Genomic DNA, 18,277 nt, shown 5'->3' with positions numbered 1-18,277 from the left:
CCTGTCGCTCAGGCGATGCCCCAACGGACGCGGCCCGGCGTCATCAGCGCGCCGACGCGGGCCAGCTCGTTGAAGCGGAAGCGCTCCGCCTGTAGTTCGAAGGCGTGGCGGCACCGCTCCGAGCAGAAGAAGTAACGGCGCTTCTTGTACTCAGTGGTGGGACGGCCCTCGGGTGTGTCCAAGGTCTTCCCACAGATGGGGTCCAAGTGCTGTCCCTGTTCCTGCGCGTTCTTCATCGCTCGCCTCCCAGCCCCCAGGGGAACCCAGGTTCCCGTCCCGGTGAAAACCAGGAGCACACGGCGTGCCAGCCCCAACTCCTTGAAGTCGCAAGGAGGGGACACGGGCGAAGCGGGGAGTCGGTGGAAAAATCTTCATGGCCGCCCGCCGGAGGAGGCGCGGCGAGCGGCCGGTGAAGGCGACGTCAGAAGGCGGTGCCGAGGCTGCCGCCCAGGAAGAAGTCGTTGTGGTAGCCCCGGCGGTAGCCCATGGCCTCCAGCCGGAAGGCGAGGCGGAAGTTACCGGAGGAGGTCAGCCGGGGCCTCCCGCGGAAGCCCACGCCATACTGGAGCAGCGGCTTGAGGCCGCTCACCTTCGTCTCCGCCGTGTCAATGGTGAGGGTCGACGCGATGTACGCGACGCCGCCACCCGCCTGGGCGAAGAAGCCGAAGTCGGACTTGCCGAGCTTCAGCTCGTAGGCCGGGGCAATGGTGAAGTAGTGGAGGTGCGTCTTGCCCTGGATGAAGTCGGTGCCGTCGCTGGTGCCGCCGAACGTCCAGCGCACGTCGGCCCAGAGGGCCTCGCGCAGCGATTCGTTGTCGAGGATGCGGCCGTACTCCCAGGTGGCGCGCACGCCCAGGCCCAGGCGCGTCTCCGTGGCCCGGCCGCGTGGGCTGTCCAGGAAGAGGGCGCCGGTGATGAACTCCATGGCCACGCCCAGGTTCGGGTCGTCGAGCCCGGAGAGGGCCTTGAAGTCGTCCTCCCCGTCGTCGTGCTCCTGCTCGGAGACGCGGCGGAAGTCATCCGTCTCGTCCACCTTGGGGCGCACCTCGTCATAGGCGCCGGCGGCGTCGTAGGCGGGCTCGTCGTCCGGGTAGGCGTAGGGGTCGTCCTCGTCCTGGGCCAGGGCGGGGGCGGACAGGGCGAGGCTGCCCAGGGCGCAACGCAAGAGCCACATCTTCACGGAAGCAGTCCTCATGCTCACAAGTCCAAGCGGGGGCAGGTCGTGCCACCCGCGGCGCTGGGCGGGCACATGTTGGGGTCGGTGCCGACGAGCTGCTCACGCGGAATCTGGAGGTGGTCCATCAGCTCGTTGCAGACGGCCTCCTTCAGGCGCAGGTCGGTGACGTGGGTGATGATGGCGCTGGCCGCCACGGCGAGGGTGAAGCGGGACTGGTCCGCCAGCGTGGCGCGCGTCAGTTGGTAGAGGCCGGGCGTCGTCGTGCTCTCGTCGTTGTACGAGGCAACGATGGCGCGCAGCAGCACGTCGCGCTGACCGGTGGCCTCGCCGGCCTGGTAGAGCGCGCTGGCGAGCAGCGTGCCCACCCGGTACTCGTTGCCGCTGAACGCGCTCAGGTTCTGGTTGTAGAGCTGGTTCAGCAAGGACGCGTCCATGCAGCGGTCCACGCGGGCCAGGTCCCGGTCGTCGGTGATGGGGCCGTAGACGTTGCCGTGAAAGGACGTGGAGAAGAAGCGCGTGTCACAGCCCTTGCCGCCCTGGGTCGTCTGACAGGTGGAGCCATACGCGTGGTAGTCCGCGAGCCCCTCGTCGAAGGACTTGAGGATGTTGGCGCCCGGGCTGGCGCCGGATTGCTGCCACAGCGTGAGCGCCTCCGGGAACTGCTGGCCGTTGTAGGCCTTCAGGTTGAAGACGCGGTGCGAGTATTCGTGGGCGATGACGCCGGCGTTGATGGCCAGCGGGGCGCGCTGGAGCTGGTCGAAGGGCAGCACCAGGAACGACTCCAGCACGGAGAAGTACATGGCGTTGTCGCTCAGCGGATCCTTGTCCACGTCCGCGAGCACGAACTCCGGGAAGTAGTATGTGGTGACGGGGTCCTTGAAGTCCGCCGCGGGGAGGTTGCCCACGACGCGGAAGTAATCGTAGGCGCGCTCCATGCTGTAGTACGCCGTCACCATGTTCCAGGTGTGGAAGTCCGCCGGCCACAGGACGCCGTCCTGGGAGATGTAGTTGGCGCTGACGTCACGGCCGGCGTTCTTGAGCAGCGCGTTGGCGTAGCCCTCCGGCGTGGTGGCGTTGTTCAGGTCCGGGTCCTGGGAGTCGATGACGATGCGCGCGCCTCCCTGGAGGTCGGCCACCGTGCCCTTGAGTCCGACGATGTCGGAGATGGTCTTCAGCTCCACCTCCTGGGGGACGTACTGGCCATTGCTGGAGAGCACCAGGGCGCTGACCATGACGGGCGCGGCTGAATCGGGCGCACAGCCGGCGGCCAGTCCGAGCGCGGCGGTCGAGGCGATGACTGTTCGGAGCATGCCGCCGTTCTACTCCGGACCGCCCGGAACGTGTATTCCCCCCCGTCCGTCACCTTCGCGAGCACGGCGGGCGGGCAGCCGCTGCGCCCTGGCCTCACGGGCGGCGCTGGAACCCGGAATCCGCCCTGAATCCGACGGTTTGAGACGGGGCCGGGGCGCTCGGACTCCTTGACGCGTTGTTTCCACGATCCGTATGGTGCCCCGCCTTCTTCCCCCTTCGAATCCAGCAGGCGGTGCCATGGCAGTCCCGTTCATCTCCGAGGTCAAGCGTACCCACACTTGCGGTCAGCTCACCGCGACCAACGTCGGCGAGGAAGTCGTCCTCTTCGGCTGGGTGCACAACCGCCGGGACCACGGCGGCGCGGTGTTCATCGACCTGCGGGACAGGGATGGCCTCACGCAGGTGGTGTTCGAGCCGGACCACGCGGAGGCGCACGCGCTCGCCGGGAGCCTCCGGCTGGAGTACTGCGTGGGCGTGCGCGGCAAGGTCGTCTCGCGCGGGAAGAACGTGAACCCGAAGATGAAGACGGGTGAAATCGAAATCCAGGCCAGCGACCTCACCATCTTCAACCGCTCCGAGCCGACGCCGTTCCCCGTCGAGGACAGCATCGACACGTCGGAGGAGAAGCGCCTGGCCCACCGCTTCCTGGACCTGCGCCGCGCGCCGCTCCAGCACTCGCTGATGACGCGCTCGAAGATGAACGCGCTGACGCGCTCGTACATGGTGGACAACGGGTTCCTGGAGCTGGAGACGCCCTTCATGGGCAAGTACACGCCGGGCGGCGCGCGCAACTTCCTGGTCCCCAGCCGCCTCAACCCGGGCAAGTTCTACGCGCTGGCGGAGAGCCCGCAGCTCTACAAGCAGCTCTTCATGGTGGCGGGCTTCGACCGGTACTTCCAGATCGTGAAGTGCTTCCGCGACGAGGACCTGCGCGTGGACCGGCAGCCGGAGTTCACGCAAATCGACGTGGAGATGAGCTTCGTCAACCAGGACGACATCTTCACCATGATTGAGGGCCTGCTGAAGAAGCTGTGGGGCGAGGTGCTGGGCATCGACATCCCCACGCCCTTCATGCGGATGGACTTCTACGAGTCCATGGCGAAGTACGGCAACGACAAGCCGGACCTGCGCTTCGGCCTGGAGCACGTGGTGCTCACCGACCTCATCCGCGAGCACGGCGAGGGCGGCGGCGTCCCGATGATTTGGGAGGCGGTGCAGAACAAGGGCATTGTCAAGGCCATGGTCATCCCCGCGGAGAAGGCGATGAGCCGCGCGGAGAGCGACAAGCTGGAGGAGTTCGCCAAGCAGGCCGGCGCCAAGGGACTGGCCCGCGCGAAGGTGGCCGACGGGGGCGAGTGGACGCAGTCTCCGCTGTCCAAGACAATCAGCCCCGCGCTGCGCCAGGCCATCAACCAGGCCGTGGGCGCGAAGACGGGCGACCTGCTCCTGTTCCAGTTCGGCAAGGAGTCGCTGGTCCACACGGTGATGGCCAACCTGCGCGTGCACGTGGCCAAGAAGCTGGGCCTGATTCCGGAGTACGGCAGCGGCGGCCAGTGGAAGTTCCTCTGGGTCGTGAACCCGCCGCTGTTCGAGTACGACGACGAGACGAACACCTGGGCGGCGGCGCACCACGCCTTCACGCGTCCGCACGACGAGGACGTGGACTTCCTGCTCACGGACCCGGGCCGGGTGAAGTGCCACCGCTACGACGTGGTGCTCAACGGCTTCGAGATTGGCGGCGGCTCCATCCGGCTGCATGACCCGAAGGTGCAGGCGGAGGTGTTCAAGGCGCTGGGCATCAGCGACGAGGACGCGCGCGCCAAGTTCGGCTTCCTGCTGGACGCGCTGAAGTTCGGCGCGCCGCCGCACGGTGGCATCGCGCTGGGCATGGACCGGCTGGCCATGCTGCTCACGGGCGCCGAGTCCCTGCGCGACGTGATTCCGTTCCCGAAGTCGAAGACGGGCACGGACCTGATGACGGGCGCCCCCGGCGACGTGGATGACCGGCAGCTGAAAGAGGTCCACGTGCGGCCGGTGCCCGTGGCGCCGAAGGCCTGAGTCCGTCAGTCGCGAGCCCTCTCCCGCCACCCCCTTTGACGCGGGGTGGCGGCGGACCCGCCGTGCCATGAACATGGCCACGGAGTGGAGTGCCGGTGCGCAACCGCGTAAACAGGGAGGGCCAAGGGAGGGGTAGGGCCAGATGAAGACGTTCCTCGTGGTCAATCCGCGCAGCGCCAACGGCCAGACAGGAAAGCGCTGGGCTGAGCTTTCCGCGCAGGTCAACAGGGCGCTGGGCGACTTCGGCCATGGCTTCACCCAGGGCGGCATGGACGCGGCGCGCATCACCCGCCAGGCCCTGCTGGACGGGTACGAGTGCATCGTCGCGGTGGGTGGCGACGGCACGCTCAACGAAGTCACCAACGGCTTCTTCGAGGACGGCAAGGCGCTGAATCCGAACGCGGCGCTGGGGCTGATTCCTCGGGGCACGGGGGGGGACTTCCGGCGCACCTTCGGGTGGGACTTGGAGCTGGCCTCGTCGCTGGAGCGGCTGCGCTCCGGCACGACGGAGCCCTTCGACGTGGGCCGGCTGGAGTTCACCGACAACGCGGGCCAGCCCGCCACGCGCTACTTCGCCAACATCGCCTCGTTCGGTGTGAGCGCGGTGGTGGCCCAGGAGGTCAACCAGAGCAGCAAGGCCCTGGGCGGCCACCTGAGCTTCATGTGGGGCACGCTGAAGGGCCTGGTGAAGTACTCGGAGCGGCAGGTGCGCCTGTCGGTGGACGGGGGCCCGGAAGAGGTGGTGAGCGTCACCGCGGTGGCCGTGGCCAACGGCCGCTACTTCGGCAGCGGCATGTTCGTCGCGCCGGACGCCGTCACCCACGACGGCCTCTTCGACGTCACCATCTGGTCCCACTACGGCCTGAGTGACTTCGTCCTCAAGTCGAAGGGCGTCTACAACGGCGCGCACGTCAACTGGAAGGGCACGCGCCGCCTGCGCTGCCGCACCCTGCGCGCCGAGCCCGTGGAGGGCGGCGACGTGTTCCTGGACGTGGACGGCGAGACGCCGGGCCGCCTCCCGTGCACCATGACGCTGCTGCCCGGGGCCATCCGCCTCAAGGTGTTGTAGCGCTCGCGCGTCCCGAAACGTCGCCCGGTCGCCTGGCGAGCGACATGGCACTTGGGACGTGGGGCTGGACTGAGGCAACCTCCTGCATCCGGTGGCGTCCGGCGTTAGGTGCGATGGACGCACGGCACCGTGCCCGCTGGATGGGCCCAGGAGACGCGCCATGCCTCAAGAGCGAGGACCCGCACAGCTCGACCTCTTCACCGGCGCCGCCGTGGAGCCGCCCGCCAGGGGCCGCAAGGGCGCGCAGCCCGTGGCGCCGGCGGCGGTGCCGGAGTCGCTGGCCACGCTGGGGCGGGAGCTGCCCCGGGGGGTGTTCCTGGGGACGTCGTCGTGGACGTTCCCGGGCTGGTCCGGCATCGTCTATGACCATGAGGCCCCCGCCTCGCAGCTCGCGCGGGAGGGCCTGGCCGCCTACGCGCACCACCCGGTGCTGCGCACGGTGGGCATCGACCGGACCTTCTACGGCCCCATCGACTCCAGCGCCTTCGCCGAGTACGCCGCCCAGGTGCCGGACACCTTCCGCTTCCTGGTGAAGGCCCACGAGGTGTGCACCCTGGCGCGCTTCCCGCTGCACGAGCGCTACGGCACGCAGCGGGGACAAGCCAATGAGCGCTTCCTCCACGCCGCCTACGCCACGGAGGCCGTCGTCGGGCCCTTCGTGGAGGGGCTGGGGGAGAAGGCGGGGCCGCTCGTCTTCCAATTCCCTCCGCAGGACCCGCAGGCGCTCGGCGGGCCCGCGCGCTTCGTGGAGCGGCTGCACGCCTTCTTCTCCGCGCTGCCGAAGGGGCCGCTGTACGCGGTGGAGCTGCGCAACGAAACGCTGCTCACGGAGGGGCTGGCACAGGCGCTGGCGGACGTGGGCGTCAGCCCGGTGCTGGCGGTGTGGGCGCACATGCCGCCCGTGGGAAGGCAGGCGAAGCTCACCCGCGCCTTTGAATCCCGCGCGCTGGTGGTGCGGTGGATGCTCCCGCCGGACCTCGGCTACGAGGAGGCTCGCGCGCGCTACGCGCCGTTCAATCAACTGGTGGACGAGGACGTCCCCACGCGCGACGTCCTGGCCCGGGTGTGTCTGGCGGCGCTGCGCCGGGACAAGCCCACCTTCATCACCATCAACAACAAGGCCGAGGGCAGCGCGCCACTGTCCGCTATCAAACTGGCCGAGCGTGTCGTCCTGGGCAGGCGGGAAGAGGCCGCGCTTCAGGCCGCCGCCACCTGACTGCCACTTGCCACTGAGCACGCGTCTTGCTTACCTGTGGGTCCATGACAGTCATGACGGTTGCAGCGTTGATGGTCCAGCTGATGGCCGCAGGGGGCGCTGGCGCCCAGGGCGGGCAGGCAGCCGGCCGCCAGCAAGGCGACCCGGGCAGCGTCTCCACCAACCTCTCCGCGCTGAAGGGCGAGGTCTCCTCGTTGTCCGCGCGCTTCAAGGCCGCACGCGAGCGGCGCCGCCTGCAGGCGGAGAAGGAGAAGCAGGAGTGGGAGCGTGAGCCGAAGACGTCCGCCAGTCCTGGGCGCGAATGAGCCGCCGCTCCCGCCCGAAGGGCCAGAGCCGCCGCCTTCCGAGGACGAGGCTGTAGAAATTCCCATTGATGGGAACCTGGACCTGCACCTCTTCCACCCGCGCGACGTGAAGGACCTGGTGGTGGAGTACCTCTGGGCGTGCCGACAGAAGGGCGTCCTGGACGTGCGCATCATCCACGGCAAGGGCACCGGCGCGCTGAGGCGCACCGTGCAGTCGCTGCTTCCGAAGCTGCCGGAGGTGGAGTCGTTCCGTTCCGCGGGCGAAGGGGACGGAGGTTGGGGCGCGACGTGGGTGCGTCTGCGCCCGGCGGACTACGACAGCCAGAAGTAGGCGGAGGCGATGAGGGAGCGCTTCTCCGTCACCTTCCCCTTGTTGGCCAGCTCCGCCAACTGCCGGTCCTTGGAGGCGTAGCGCTTCTCCTCCTCGTTGCGGAGCGAGGACAGCTTGCGGCGGTACTCGCGCTCCATCCTGTCTGAGTGGGCGCGGGCCTTGGCCTTGTCGGCGATGTCCTCGGCCAGCCCCACCTGCTTGCGCGCCTCAATCCACGTCTGCCGCGCGGCCTCCACGGCCTCGCGCGACTCCATGAGGCAGTCCTCGACGTAGCGGTCCGCGCGCTCCTTGGCCTTGTCCAGCTCCAGGGCGTTGCGCCGCTCCGCGGCCCGGACGATTTCGTCCTTCGCCGCCACCAGCGCCTGCTCCTGCATCAGCTGCACGGACACCGGCGCGGGCTGACGCCGGCGCTCCGGCTTCGCCGCCAGCTTCACGAAGTGCGCGCCGTCTGCCATGGGCAGGGCGCGGAAGCCGTCCCTGTCGCGCACGAGCACCAGGTGGGCCAGCTTCTCCTCGGGCTTGAGGCCGGTCGTCTCGAACTTGTACGCGAACCACCAGCCCTCGCTGCCCGCGAGCCGGGCCAGCCGGGACGGCAGTCCCGCCGCGTCCAGTTGCAGGTAGCTCACCGCGTCCTGGGTGCGCTCCTTGACGGCGTAGGCGGCCTTGGCCACCTCCAGCCGTCCCGAGTTGCGGCTGCCCAGCACGGAGGCGGTGAGGGCGCGGGCCTCCTGCTGGCGCTTGGCCAGGGCCTCCTTCGTCTGCTCGTTCTGTCCGCGCAGCCGGCGCCGCACGTCGCCGTCGAAGCGCTCCAGCACCACCGAGCGCATCTCCGTCATGCGCTGGCTGATGCGGCCTTCCAGCTCCCCGCGGAGCTTGTCGAAGGCGATGTTGATGTCCTCGGGCTTCCGGCAGGACTGGTAGATGTCCAGGATGCGCCGCTCGAAGTCGACGCCGCTCTCCAGCGCGCCCAGGATTTCGTCGGACGCGCCGAACACGCCGTCGAAGAGGTTCAGCTTCTTCTCCAGCAGCTCGAAGAGGCGGGCGTCCGCCGCGTTCATCCGGTTGAGGAAGTTGATGACCAGCACGTCCCGCTGCTGGCCGTACCGGTGGCAGCGGCCGATGCGCTGCTCCACGCGCTGCGGGTTCCAGGGTAAATCGTAGTTCACCACCAGGTTGCAGAACTGGAGGTTGAGGCCCTCGGCGCCCGCCTCGGTGCAGATGAGGATCTGCGTGCGGTTGCGGAACTCCTCCACCAGCGCGCGCCGGTCCTCGGGCGTGCCCGCGTCCCCCGACAGCAGGGAAATCTTCCCCTGGTAGCCGCTCTCCGACAGGAGGTTGAAGAGGTACTGCTGCGTGCGCTTGGACTCGGTGAAGATGAGCGCCTTCTCCGGCCAGCCGTGCGACTTCATCACGGCGAAGGTCCGGTCCAGGCCGCGCTTGAGCGCCTCGCCCTTGGCGTTGACCTTGATGGAGTCCGCCAGGTCCGCGTACTGGCGCAGCTCCCAGACCTCCTGCTCCAGCGCGCGGACGTTGGGGGCCTTGGCCGGGTCGTCCGACCACTCCTCGCCCTCCTCGACGAACTGCTTGGCCTCCTCGGGCTCGAACATCGCCAGGGCCTGCTGGCCCAGCTTCGCCGCCTGCAGTCGCTTCTCCAGGTTGTCCGACAGGCGGCGCAGGGTGGGGGCGATGGCGTAGGTGGAGGACGCCAGCAGCTTGCGGTAGCAGAGCGTCAGCAGCGTCTTCTTGCCGGGCTCAATCGCCGCGGCCTCGGAGCGCTGGAGGTATTCGCTGACCTTCTCGTAGAGGTCGTGCTCCTCGGGGGAGGGGGTGAAGTCCTCCACGATGGAGCGGCGGTTGGTGTAGCGGACGTATTCGCGCACCTGCCGGCGCAGGGTGCGCTGCACCACGGGGGCCAGCCGCTCCTTCAGCTCGATGGCGGCGGCTTCGGGCATGCCGCCGGCCTCGTCCGTCCGGTAGCGGCTGCGGAAGGCGTGCTCGGGCCCCAGAATCTGCTCGTCCAGCAGGGACATCAGCCCGAACAGCTCCATCAGGTCATTCTGGAGCGGGGTGGCGGTGAGCAGCAGCTTGGGCTTGCCGGCCAGGGACGCCCGCAGGGCCTGCCCCATCTTGTTGTTGGGCCGGTGCGCGTTGCGCAGGCGGTGGGCCTCGTCGATGACGACCAGGTCCCAGGGAATCTCCGACGTCAAGTGCGCCTTGTTCGCCGCGAAGGGGTGCGAGCAGATGACGGGGAAGGGCTGGTCGAAGCAGTTCCCGGTGGCGCGCACGGTGCGGCCATCCACCAGGACGCTGTCCAGGTCGAACTTCTCCCGCAGCTCGCTGTTCCACTGCGCGCGCAGCGTGGCGGGCGCCATGATGAGGATGCGCGACTTCCCCTCGGCCATCAGTTGGGCGATGACGAGCCCCGCTTCAATCGTCTTCCCCAGGCCGACCTCGTCACCCAGCATGCAGCCGCCGCGCGACAGCGAGTCGAGCGCGAACATGGCGCCTTCGACCTGGTGCGGGTTGAGGTCCACCTTCGCTTCCGACAGCGCTCCCGCCAGCCGTTGCTGCGTGTCACCGCTGCGCGCCAGCAGCTCCTCTGCCAGCAGCCGCTCATGGAAGGGCGTCAACGCCGTGGGGGCCGCCGCCGACCCGGACTCCATCCGTGCCGCCACCGCCGCCGCCGCTGCGTTCGCCTCTACCTCCACCCTGAATCCCCTCGCGACCTCCGCCAAGACCGTCTCCATCCGTGGTGTTTTCGAGGTCGCCCGCCGTCACGGCGAGCGCGGACCGGCCATTTTGTTGACGCGCGCCTATCTGTAAAGGGGGTCGTGTCCGAGGCCGAAAATTCGGCCTCCGCGCGATTGGCATGCTTCTTCGCGAGCGGCGTCGATACACGTTGACTGCACGCCGCGTACAAAACTTTCGCTGGACTTGACGCAGAGGCCTAGAGCAGTCCGCGCGCCTTCACGTCCAGATAGGCGTTGAGCGTGGCCGCGCCGAAGCCGCGCGCGGGGGCTCGGAGCACCAGCGCGCCCGCGTCCCGCAGGGTGGTGGCCGTCCGCCGGTACTCCGTCTCCAGGCGCGCCGCGGCCTGGCGCGCGTAGGCGTCCTGCGTCCGCGCGGGCACGCCGTGGGCCGCCGCCTGGAGGTCCTCGTCCAGCAGCGAGGCGACGACGGGCAGGTGCCGGGGGCGCAGCGCCAGCGTGCGCGTGAGGAGGCTGGCGGAGGCGTCCGGGTCCACCAGGTCCGTGAACAGCACCACCAGGGCGCGCCGCGTCTGGCGTGCGAAGGCGAAATCGAAGGCGCGGCCGTAGTCGCTCTCCTCGAGCGCGGCCTCGGTGCGGTAGAGCGACTCGGTGATGAGCCGCAGGTGCTCGCGGCCCTTGCGCGGCGGCAGGTAGGCCCGCACGCCGCTGGCGAACGCCAGCACGCCGACCACGTCACCGGCTTCCAGGCCGACACGCGCCAGCCGCAGCGCCGCGTCCACCGCATGGTCCAGCTTGCGCCGCTCCTGGATGCGGCCCGCCATGTGCCGGCCGCAGTCCAGCAGCAGGAGCACCGGTTGGTGCTGCTCCGGCTGCCATGTCCGGACCAGGGTGTGGGCGTGGCGCGCGGACGCCTTCCAGTCGATGTGGCGGTAGTCGTCGCCAGGGCGGTACTCGCGCAGCGACTCGAACTCCCGCCCCTCCGAGGTGCGTCGCCGCTGCGTGCGCGCGGAGGGGGCGTCCGAGGCGTGGGCCAGCGCCAGCGCTTCACGGGTGAGCGCGGTGAGGTCCGGGTACACCTTGACGTCCATCGCCGCGGGGACGCGGACCTGGCGCGCGCACAGGCCCAGGGGGCCGCGCAGCCGCAGGTGCACGTCTCCGAAGCGGGCGTCGCCCCGTGAAGGCGGCGTGATGAAGTAGGTGAGCTCCTGGGGCCTGGCCTGGGCCGCGGGCAGGGTGAGGCGCTGCCGGTGCCCGCTGCTGGCCATGTCCTCGGGGGGCTCGTCGCGGACCTCCACGTGCAGCGGCGCGGTGCCGGTGTCCTGTCGCTCCAGCACCACGTGCACGGCGTTGCGCGTGCCGGAGGAGAGGACGGGCTCCACGCGCCGCCAGACGCGGACGTCCTGGGCGCGCGGGGCCCGGAGGAAGTCCACGACGCAGAGGGCCAGCACGGCCACGTCCGTCGCCAGCGCGAGCCAGCCGAACGCGGGGCTGGCCACCGCGAGCGCCGCCGGGAGGAGTCCCGCCGCCAGCAGGGCCACGGCGAGGCCGGTGGGGACGGGGCGCCCGGCGCTCACCGGGGCACTCGGACCCGCTCGAGCGTCTGCTTCAGCACGTCGTCCGCGGTGATTCCTTCCACCTCGGCCTCGGCCTTGAGGAGCAGGCGGTGGTTGAGGACGCTGAAGGTGACGGCTTTGACGTCGTCGGGGGTGACGAAGTCCGTGCCCATCAGCGCGGCGCGGGCCTTGGATGCCGCGAGCAGCGCCTGGGCCGACCGGGGGCTGGCCCCCAGGCGCACGCGCGGGTTGGTGCGCGTCTCCCGGACGAGGGCCACCACGTACTGGAGGATGGAGTCGTCACACGACACGCGGGCGGCGCGCGACTGCAGCTCCAGCAGCGTGGGCGCGTCCAGCACCTGGCCGGTGGTGGCCGGCTTGCCTTCGCGCTGGTGGAAGGCGCGCAGCATGGTCGTCTCCGCCGAGGCCTCCGGGTAGCCCACGCGCACGCGCATGAGGAAGCGGTCCAGCTGGGCCTCCGGCAGCGGGTAGGTGCCCTCCAGCTCCAGGGGGTTCTGCGTGGCCACCACGAAGAAGTGGGGCGGCAGCGCGTGGGACACGCCGTCGATGGTGACCTGCCGCTCCTCCATGGCCTCCAGGAGCGCGGCCTGGGTCTTGGGCGGGGTGCGGTTGATTTCGTCCGCCACCACCACCTCCGTGAAGATGGGGCCCTTCACGAGGCGGAAGGCGTGGTCCTGGGGCTGGAAGACGTTGGTGCCCAGGATGTCCGCCGGCATCAGGTCCGGGGTGAACTGGATGCGCGTGAAGAGCAGCCCCAGCGCGCCGGCCATGCTGCGCGCGGTGAGCGTCTTGGCCACGCCGGGCACGCCCTCCAGCAGCACGTGGCCGCGCGCGAGGAAGGCCGTCACCAGGTCCTCCACCACGCGCTGCTGTCCGAAGACGGCCGCGTCGAGCGCGGCGGTGAGACGGGAGAGGGGAGAGGCGTCGGACATGGTGGCCGGTGACGCTAGCCCGCTGCCGCGGAGGGCGGCAGCGCTTTTTCATTCGAGATGCGCGGAGGCTCAGCGCGAGGCCTGGCCCTTGAGCCCCAGCAGCGTGCCGCCCAGCGTGGCGACCGCGCCCAGGATGGCCACGTAGACGCCGAAGCTGGGCGACGAGTTCATCATCTCCGAGTTGCCGATGGGCGTGGGCACCATCGTCGTGTCGGACGACATCTTGATGAACACGATGCACCAGATGAGGCACATGATGCTGACGACGAGCTGACCCATCCACGGCACCACCGGGTTCACGTTCGGGAGCGAGCCCTTGACGCGCACCGTGACGGCCGTCAGCAGGAGGATGGCCATGATGAAGGCGCCGCAGCCCAGGCTCATCAGGCCGAGCACGTCTCCATCCACCGCCGTCTCCTTCCACGGAAGGAAGCACGACATCAGCACCACCGCCGCGCCCCAGAAAGCGACCTTGTCGCCACCCTGGAGCTGGGCGAACAGCTCCTTCGCGTCGCGGATGAGCTCATCCGGGTCGGTGACGGCGCCGCCACGCACGTCCAGGTCCGCGCGGTCCCATGGGTCCACCGAGGCAGCGGGCTCGGGGGCCTTGCGAGGCGCGGGCCGAGGCGCCGCTGCACGCGCCGCGCGCTGCTGCGGCGCACTGCGAGCGACGTCCTCCACGCTCCGGATGTTGGTGGAGTCCGAACCGGGCTGCGGCGCGGCGGGCCGGCTTCCGGACTTGCCAGCGGCCGGACGTGGGCGGCGTGGGGGAGGCGGCCTGGCGGCTCGGCGTGGGTCCTCCGCCGCGTCGGTGGACTCCTCCGGCGCTTCGGCCGGCGGCTCCCCCGAGAGGAACGAGCCATCGATGATGTAGTCGCAGACGGAACAGATGGACGTGTTGGCGGCTACCTGCGAGCCGCAGCCAGGGCAGTTCAGGACCAACGCTCCCGCTGAGAGAATCCGCTCTCCATCTTCGGAGCGCCTGCCGTGCGTGTCAAACCCCTCGCGGTCTAACCCCTGGATTTTCGCGGGGAATTGACCTAGGCCCGCGCCATGCGCCGCTCGCACTCCGTCCGTGCCCTGCCGACCTGTGTCGTCGCTCTCTCGCTGCTGTCCGGATGCGTCCGCTCCGTGCCGCCGGTGATGCCGCCTCCCGTGGACACGCGGACGCTCGAGCGCATTCAGGACTGGGAAGACGCGCGCTCGCTGGGAAACGGGGCCCTGACTTCGCTCGCCGCCAGTTCACCGGACGCCCGGGTGCGTGCCCGGGCCCTGAGGGCGCTGGCGCGAATCCAGGACGCGGCCACCCTGGAGACCGTCGTCGCGGGGCTGAAGGACGCGGACGCGGCGGTGCGCGGCGAGGCAGCCTTCGCCTCCGGCGTGCTCGCCCTGTCCTGGGAGCCCCTGGTGGACGCCGAGCTCGCGGCCCTGGAGAAGGCGCTGCTGGAGGCCGGGCGGACGGAGCGTGACGCGGACGCGCGGCGGGCGGTGGTGGAGGCCGTGGGCCGGCTGGGGACGCCCGGCGCCGTGACGTGGCTGTCCGAACGGATGCGGGAGGCGGATGGCGCGGAGGCGGCCCAGGCCACGCAGGCGCTGGGCGTCATCGCGCGCACTCGTGGCGCGGCGGTGGTTGCCCAGGTGCCCCTGGCGCCAGCGGAGGCGCTGCTCGCGGCCGAGCGGCCGGTGGAGGCGCGGCGGGCGGGGGCCTATTTCCTGGCCACCGTGAAGCGGCCCGAGGCCTTGCCCGCGCTGCGCCGCGGCCTGGGTGACGCGGACGCGGACGTGCGGGCGCTGTGCGCGAAGGGCTTCGGTGACGTGGGCGGTCCCGAGGATGCCGTGGTCCTCGGGCAACTCTTGGGGGACACGGTTCCGCGTGTGGCCGCGGAGGCGGCGCGCTCGCTGGCCAGGCTGGCGGCGGCTTGTCGTGGACCGTGCACCGCGGTGGACGTGCTGGAGGCCCTGTCGGCGCGAGCCAGGCGCGTGGCCCGGGGCATGGCGCCTCCGGCGGCGGCGGGGGCATCAGCGCCGGAGGGCGCGAAGGCGACGGTGGAGACGCTGGCGCGGTCGTCGGAAGGCCATGCGCTGCTGGCGCTGGCGCAGCAGGGGCTGCCCGCCTTGGGCCGTCCCATCCTGGAGTCGCTGCGGCTCGCGCTGGCGGACGCGGAGCGTGGCGCGGCCTCGGACCTGGCACGCGCGGACCTGGCCTGGCTGGATTGCCGGCTGGCCGCGGCGATGGACCGGCAGGAGGGAGCGCTGAAGGAAGTCCTGGGGTGCGGGTACGGGCGCGTGCCCGAGGCCCGCCGGTTGGCGTTGGGGCTGCGCGAGGTGGCCCAGTCAAAGGGGCAGGGCGGGGCGGGCTTCGCGGTGAAGTACCTGCGCCACCCGGAGGCGAGCGTGCGGCTGACGGCGCTGGAGGCCGTGTCCGCGCGGCCCGTGCCCGAGGCGGCGGCGCCGGTGCGCGAGCTCATCGAAGGCGAGGACGAAGTGGTGGCGGGCGCTGCGGCGGCCACCGCGGGCGTGCTCGAGGACGAGGCCGCGTTGCCTGCCGTGGAGGCGCTGGCGGCACGGGTGCCCCAGACGCCGGGCGACCTGGCCGAGCCGGTGGCGGGCGCGCTGGTGGCGCTGCGGGGCCCGGCCGCCGAGCCCCGGCTGCGTGAATGGCTGATGCACCCGCACGCCAACGTGCGGCGCGTGGCGGCGCAGGCGCTCACGCGGCTGACGGGGCAGCGGGTGCGCTCGGCGCGTGTGGCGCTGCCCGCGAACACCTTCCGGCCCGTGGCCGCCCCGGCGCGCGCGGGGCTGGTGCTGCGCACCGACAAGGGGGACATCACCGTGCGGCTGGACGTGGACGAGGCGCCCCTCACGTCGGGCAACCTCCACGCGCTGGCGCGCAAGGGCTATTTCAACGGCGTCACCTTCCACCGCGTGGTGCCGGACTTCGTCGCGCAGGGCGGAGACCCGCGTGGGGACGGGGAGGGCGGGCCGGGCTACTCCATCCGCTGCGAGCTGACGCGCCGGCCCTACGGCCGGGGCACCCTGGGCATGGCGCTGGCCGGGAAGGACACCGGCGGCAGCCAGTTCTTCTTCACCCACGCCCCGCAGCCGCACCTGGATGGCCGCTACACGGCCTTCGGCGAGGTGGTGTCCGGCATGGACGTGGTGGACGCCCTCCTGGAAGGGGACGTCATCCGCGAGGCGCGCGCGGTGGAGCTGGCGCCCTGAGGCGTTGACTCACGCGCCGCTGGCACGGGCCAGGGGCGCGGGAGGACCGAGCGGGTCGCTGTTCCAGCGCGCGTGCTCCGCCGCTTCCAGGGCCTCGACTTCCTGGCGGATGCGCTGCCACTCCGTCTCCGGAATGTGGAGGAAGGCCTCCGCCAGCGCCGGGTCGAACTGGGTGCCCGCGCAGCGGCGGATTTCATCCCGCGCGACGCTCATGGGCCGGCCCTTGCGATAGGGGCGGTCGGACGTAATGGCGTCCACCGTGTCCGCGAGGCAGAAGATGCGCGCGCCCAGGACGATGTCCTCGCCCGCCAGGTTCTGCGGGTAGCCCTTGCCGTCCCACCGCTCCTGGTGCTGGAGCACGATGAGCGCCGCTTCGTGCAGGTAGGGCATCTTCGCCAGCATCCGGTAGCCGAACTCCGGGTGCTTGCGCATCTCCACCCATTCATCCGGCGTGAGCGGACCGGGCTTGAGCAGGATGGAGTCGCGCACGCCAATCTTCCCGATGTCGTGCAGCAGCGCGCCTTGCTCCACCACGTCCAGTGCTCCGCCCGTCATCCCCACCTCCTGGGCCAGCCGCCGCGAGTAGAGCGACACGCGGCGCGAGTGCCACTGCGTCTCCGTGTCACGGTAGTCCAGGGCGCTGATGAGCCCGTCGAGCAGCCCCGCGGTGCGCTCCACCACCCGCCGCTCCAGGTCCCGGTTGATGGCCACCAGCTCCGCGTTTTTCTCCGCGACCTCGCGCGACAGCCGCTCGTTGGCGTCCACCAGCCGGTAGTGGTCGAAGGCCTGCCGGACGCTGCTCGTCAAGTCACTGAGCGACCAGGGCTTGCCCAGCAGCCGGAAGACCTCGCCGCGGTTGACCGCCTCGGACGCGGTGCGGAAGTCCGCCGCCGCCGTCAGCATCAGCCGCACCGCCTTGGGGTTCTTCTCCCGCAGAGCGCCGAGCAATTCGATGCCGTTGAGGTACGGCATCATGAAGTCCGTCAGGACGACCTGGAAGCCGACCTCCCGGGCGGCCACGGCCGGGTCGCTGTGCGTGACGACGTCGTACCCCTCTGTCTGGAGGATGCGTGACAGGGCGGCCAGGATGAGGACGTCGTCGTCCACGACGAGGATGCGATCCATGCCCGAGGTGCCTCCAGGACAGCGTGCTTGTACAGCTTTATACACGGCGCTACGGGCCCTCAAAAGGCCCCCCAGGCGGGTGATGCGCTCCTAAGTCATGGAAATCCTTGGAGGTTCTTCCATCCAGGAAGAGAGGTGGAACCACGTCACGCTTGCCTGCCCGCCAAGGTGTGATTTATGGTGCGCTGCGACGCTGGACGGTGTCGCTAACCCCTTGGAATCGTGGAGCAATCTCCGATGGCAAAAGCCCCGGAAGGGCCCGTGCCGGTGGTGGTGATGGGGCTGGGGTTCATCGGTCAGGAAGTTGCCCGGGCCGCGATGTCTTCACCTGAGGTGGAGCTCATCGGAGCCGTGGACGTGCAATCCGGCCTGGTGGGTCGCCCCTTGGGTGATGTCCTGGGAGGTCCCGCCCCTCGTGTGAAGGTCTCCGAATCGCTGGCGCAGGCGGTGGGCAAGCGCAAGGGCGTGGTGGTGCTGCATGCCACCGGTTCGCGGCTGCCCAAGGTGTTCGACCAGGTGATGGAGGCGGTGAAGCTGGGGCTGCCGGTGGCCAGCACCTGTGAGGAGCTGGCCTTCCCGCATCTGAAGTACCCGGAGCTGGCGGACGAGCTGGACCAGGCGGCGCAGGAGGCGGGCGTCGCGGTGGTGGGCACCGGCGTCAATCCGGGCTTCGTGCTGGATCGTCTGGTGGCGGTCGCTGGACAGGTCTGCGGTCCGGTGCGTCGTGCCACCGTCACTCGCGTGGTGGATGCGCGGACCCGGCGCGAGGCCTTGCAGCGGAAGGTGGGCGCGGGGCTGACGGAGGAAGAGTTCTTCGAGTTGGTGGACAGTGAACAACTGGGCCATGTCGGCCTTGTTGAGTCCGCGGCGCTCGCGGCCCTCGGCCTGGGGCTGGATTGCGACGACTTCGAAGAAGAAGTAGCCCCCGTGTTCGCCGAGGAGGACATCTCCGGCGGCGCGTTTCCCGTCAGGAAGGGAAGAGTGGCTGGCATGTTCCAGTCCGTGGTCGGGTTGGAGGACGGACAGGAACGGGTGCGGCTGGAGCTGACCATCGCGGTGGGGGCGGATGACCCCAAGGACCGTATCGAAATCGACGCTGACCCGAAGCTGGTGTTGGAAATCCCGGGGGGAGTGGCGGGCGACCGGGCCACCGCGAATGCGCTGGTGAATGCCGCGCCACGCTTGACGGCCGCTGAAGCAGGGCTCCTCACGGTGCTCGAGCTTCCGGCCGGACGCTAGAGTCAGG

General features: G+C 70.3%; 15 protein-coding genes. 7 read left to right on the top strand and 8 right to left on the bottom strand.

The features are described from left to right. Positions 1-8: 8 nt before the first annotated feature. From KGD87_RS12800 to KGD87_RS12790, 3 genes are all read right to left on the bottom strand, one after another. The gene (locus tag KGD87_RS12800; protein ID WP_284667723.1) at positions 9-236 is read right to left on the bottom strand and encodes a YHS domain-containing protein; all 228 of its coding nucleotides are present in this window, start codon (positions 234-236) and stop codon (positions 9-11) included. Positions 237-421: 185 nt separating this feature from the next. Further along, positions 422-1,180 (bottom strand): hypothetical protein, encoded by a 759-nt coding sequence (locus KGD87_RS12795; RefSeq protein WP_284668630.1) that lies wholly within the window; start codon positions 1,178-1,180, stop codon positions 422-424. A gap of 17 nt (positions 1,181-1,197) precedes the next feature. Further along, on the bottom strand, positions 1,198-2,487 hold the full coding sequence (locus KGD87_RS12790; RefSeq protein WP_284667722.1) for a hypothetical protein: 1,290 nt from the start codon (positions 2,485-2,487) through the stop codon (positions 1,198-1,200). Between the two features lie 238 nt (positions 2,488-2,725). On the opposite strand from KGD87_RS12790, the gene aspS reads away from it, so the two are divergent. The 5 genes from aspS (at position 2,726) to KGD87_RS12765 (ending at position 7,467) form a co-directional block, all read left to right on the top strand. Further along, on the top strand, positions 2,726-4,546 hold the full coding sequence (gene aspS / locus KGD87_RS12785) for an aspartate--tRNA ligase (RefSeq protein WP_284667721.1): 1,821 nt from the start codon (positions 2,726-2,728) through the stop codon (positions 4,544-4,546). A gap of 142 nt (positions 4,547-4,688) precedes the next feature. Beyond that, the gene (locus KGD87_RS12780) at positions 4,689-5,615 is read left to right on the top strand and encodes a diacylglycerol/lipid kinase family protein (RefSeq protein ID WP_284667720.1); all 927 of its coding nucleotides are present in this window, start codon (positions 4,689-4,691) and stop codon (positions 5,613-5,615) included. A gap of 160 nt (positions 5,616-5,775) precedes the next feature. After that, positions 5,776-6,831, top strand: coding sequence for a DUF72 domain-containing protein (locus KGD87_RS12775; protein ID WP_284667719.1), 1,056 nt, complete (start codon positions 5,776-5,778; stop codon positions 6,829-6,831). A 53-nt stretch (positions 6,832-6,884) separates the two neighbouring features. Next, positions 6,885-7,136, top strand: a complete 252-nt coding sequence (locus KGD87_RS12770; RefSeq protein WP_284667718.1) for a hypothetical protein — start codon at positions 6,885-6,887, stop codon at positions 7,134-7,136. Next, positions 7,099-7,467, top strand: coding sequence for a Smr/MutS family protein (locus tag KGD87_RS12765; protein ID WP_284667717.1), 369 nt, complete (start codon positions 7,099-7,101; stop codon positions 7,465-7,467). Before KGD87_RS12770 ends, KGD87_RS12765 begins: the two co-directional genes overlap by 38 nt. On the opposite strand, the gene KGD87_RS12760 is transcribed toward KGD87_RS12765, so the two are convergent. From KGD87_RS12760 to KGD87_RS12745, 4 genes are all read right to left on the bottom strand, one after another. Beyond that, the gene (locus KGD87_RS12760) at positions 7,449-10,214 is read right to left on the bottom strand and encodes an SNF2-related protein (protein WP_284667716.1); all 2,766 of its coding nucleotides are present in this window, start codon (positions 10,212-10,214) and stop codon (positions 7,449-7,451) included. The two genes, KGD87_RS12765 and KGD87_RS12760, sit on opposite strands and share 19 nt — an antisense overlap. A 200-nt stretch (positions 10,215-10,414) precedes the next feature. Then, positions 10,415-11,752, bottom strand: coding sequence for a DUF58 domain-containing protein (locus tag KGD87_RS12755; RefSeq protein ID WP_284667714.1), 1,338 nt, complete (start codon positions 11,750-11,752; stop codon positions 10,415-10,417). Then, on the bottom strand, positions 11,749-12,684 hold the full coding sequence (locus KGD87_RS12750; protein WP_284667713.1) for an AAA family ATPase: 936 nt from the start codon (positions 12,682-12,684) through the stop codon (positions 11,749-11,751). The genes KGD87_RS12755 and KGD87_RS12750 overlap by 4 nt, the downstream gene beginning before the upstream one ends. Positions 12,685-12,753: 69 nt before the next feature. Next, positions 12,754-13,626 (bottom strand): hypothetical protein, encoded by an 873-nt coding sequence (locus KGD87_RS12745; protein ID WP_284667712.1) that lies wholly within the window; start codon positions 13,624-13,626, stop codon positions 12,754-12,756. A 111-nt stretch (positions 13,627-13,737) separates the two neighbouring features. Here KGD87_RS12745 and KGD87_RS12740 point away from each other — a divergent pair, with 111 nt between their 5' ends. Further along, a complete protein-coding gene (locus tag KGD87_RS12740; protein ID WP_284667711.1) occupies positions 13,738-15,906 on the top strand; it encodes a peptidylprolyl isomerase in 2,169 nt (722 codons plus the stop codon). A gap of 9 nt (positions 15,907-15,915) precedes the next feature. Here KGD87_RS12740 and KGD87_RS12735 read toward each other — a convergent pair whose 3' ends face one another. After that, entirely contained in the window at positions 15,916-17,031 is a 1,116-nt protein-coding gene (locus KGD87_RS12735) for an HD domain-containing phosphohydrolase (protein WP_284667710.1), read from the bottom strand. Between the two features lie 237 nt (positions 17,032-17,268). Here KGD87_RS12735 and KGD87_RS12730 point away from each other — a divergent pair, with 237 nt between their 5' ends. After that, on the top strand, positions 17,269-18,270 hold the full coding sequence (locus tag KGD87_RS12730) for an NAD(P)H-dependent amine dehydrogenase family protein (RefSeq protein WP_176421382.1): 1,002 nt from the start codon (positions 17,269-17,271) through the stop codon (positions 18,268-18,270). Positions 18,271-18,277 lie beyond the last annotated feature (7 nt).

It is taken from the genome of Myxococcus sp. SDU36, assembly GCF_030168875.1.
In the GTDB taxonomy this organism is placed as follows: Bacteria; Myxococcota; Myxococcia; order Myxococcales; family Myxococcaceae; genus Myxococcus; species Myxococcus vastator.
Note: the sequence above shows the minus strand (reverse complement) of the source record. Positions and strands in the feature narration are given on the sequence as shown.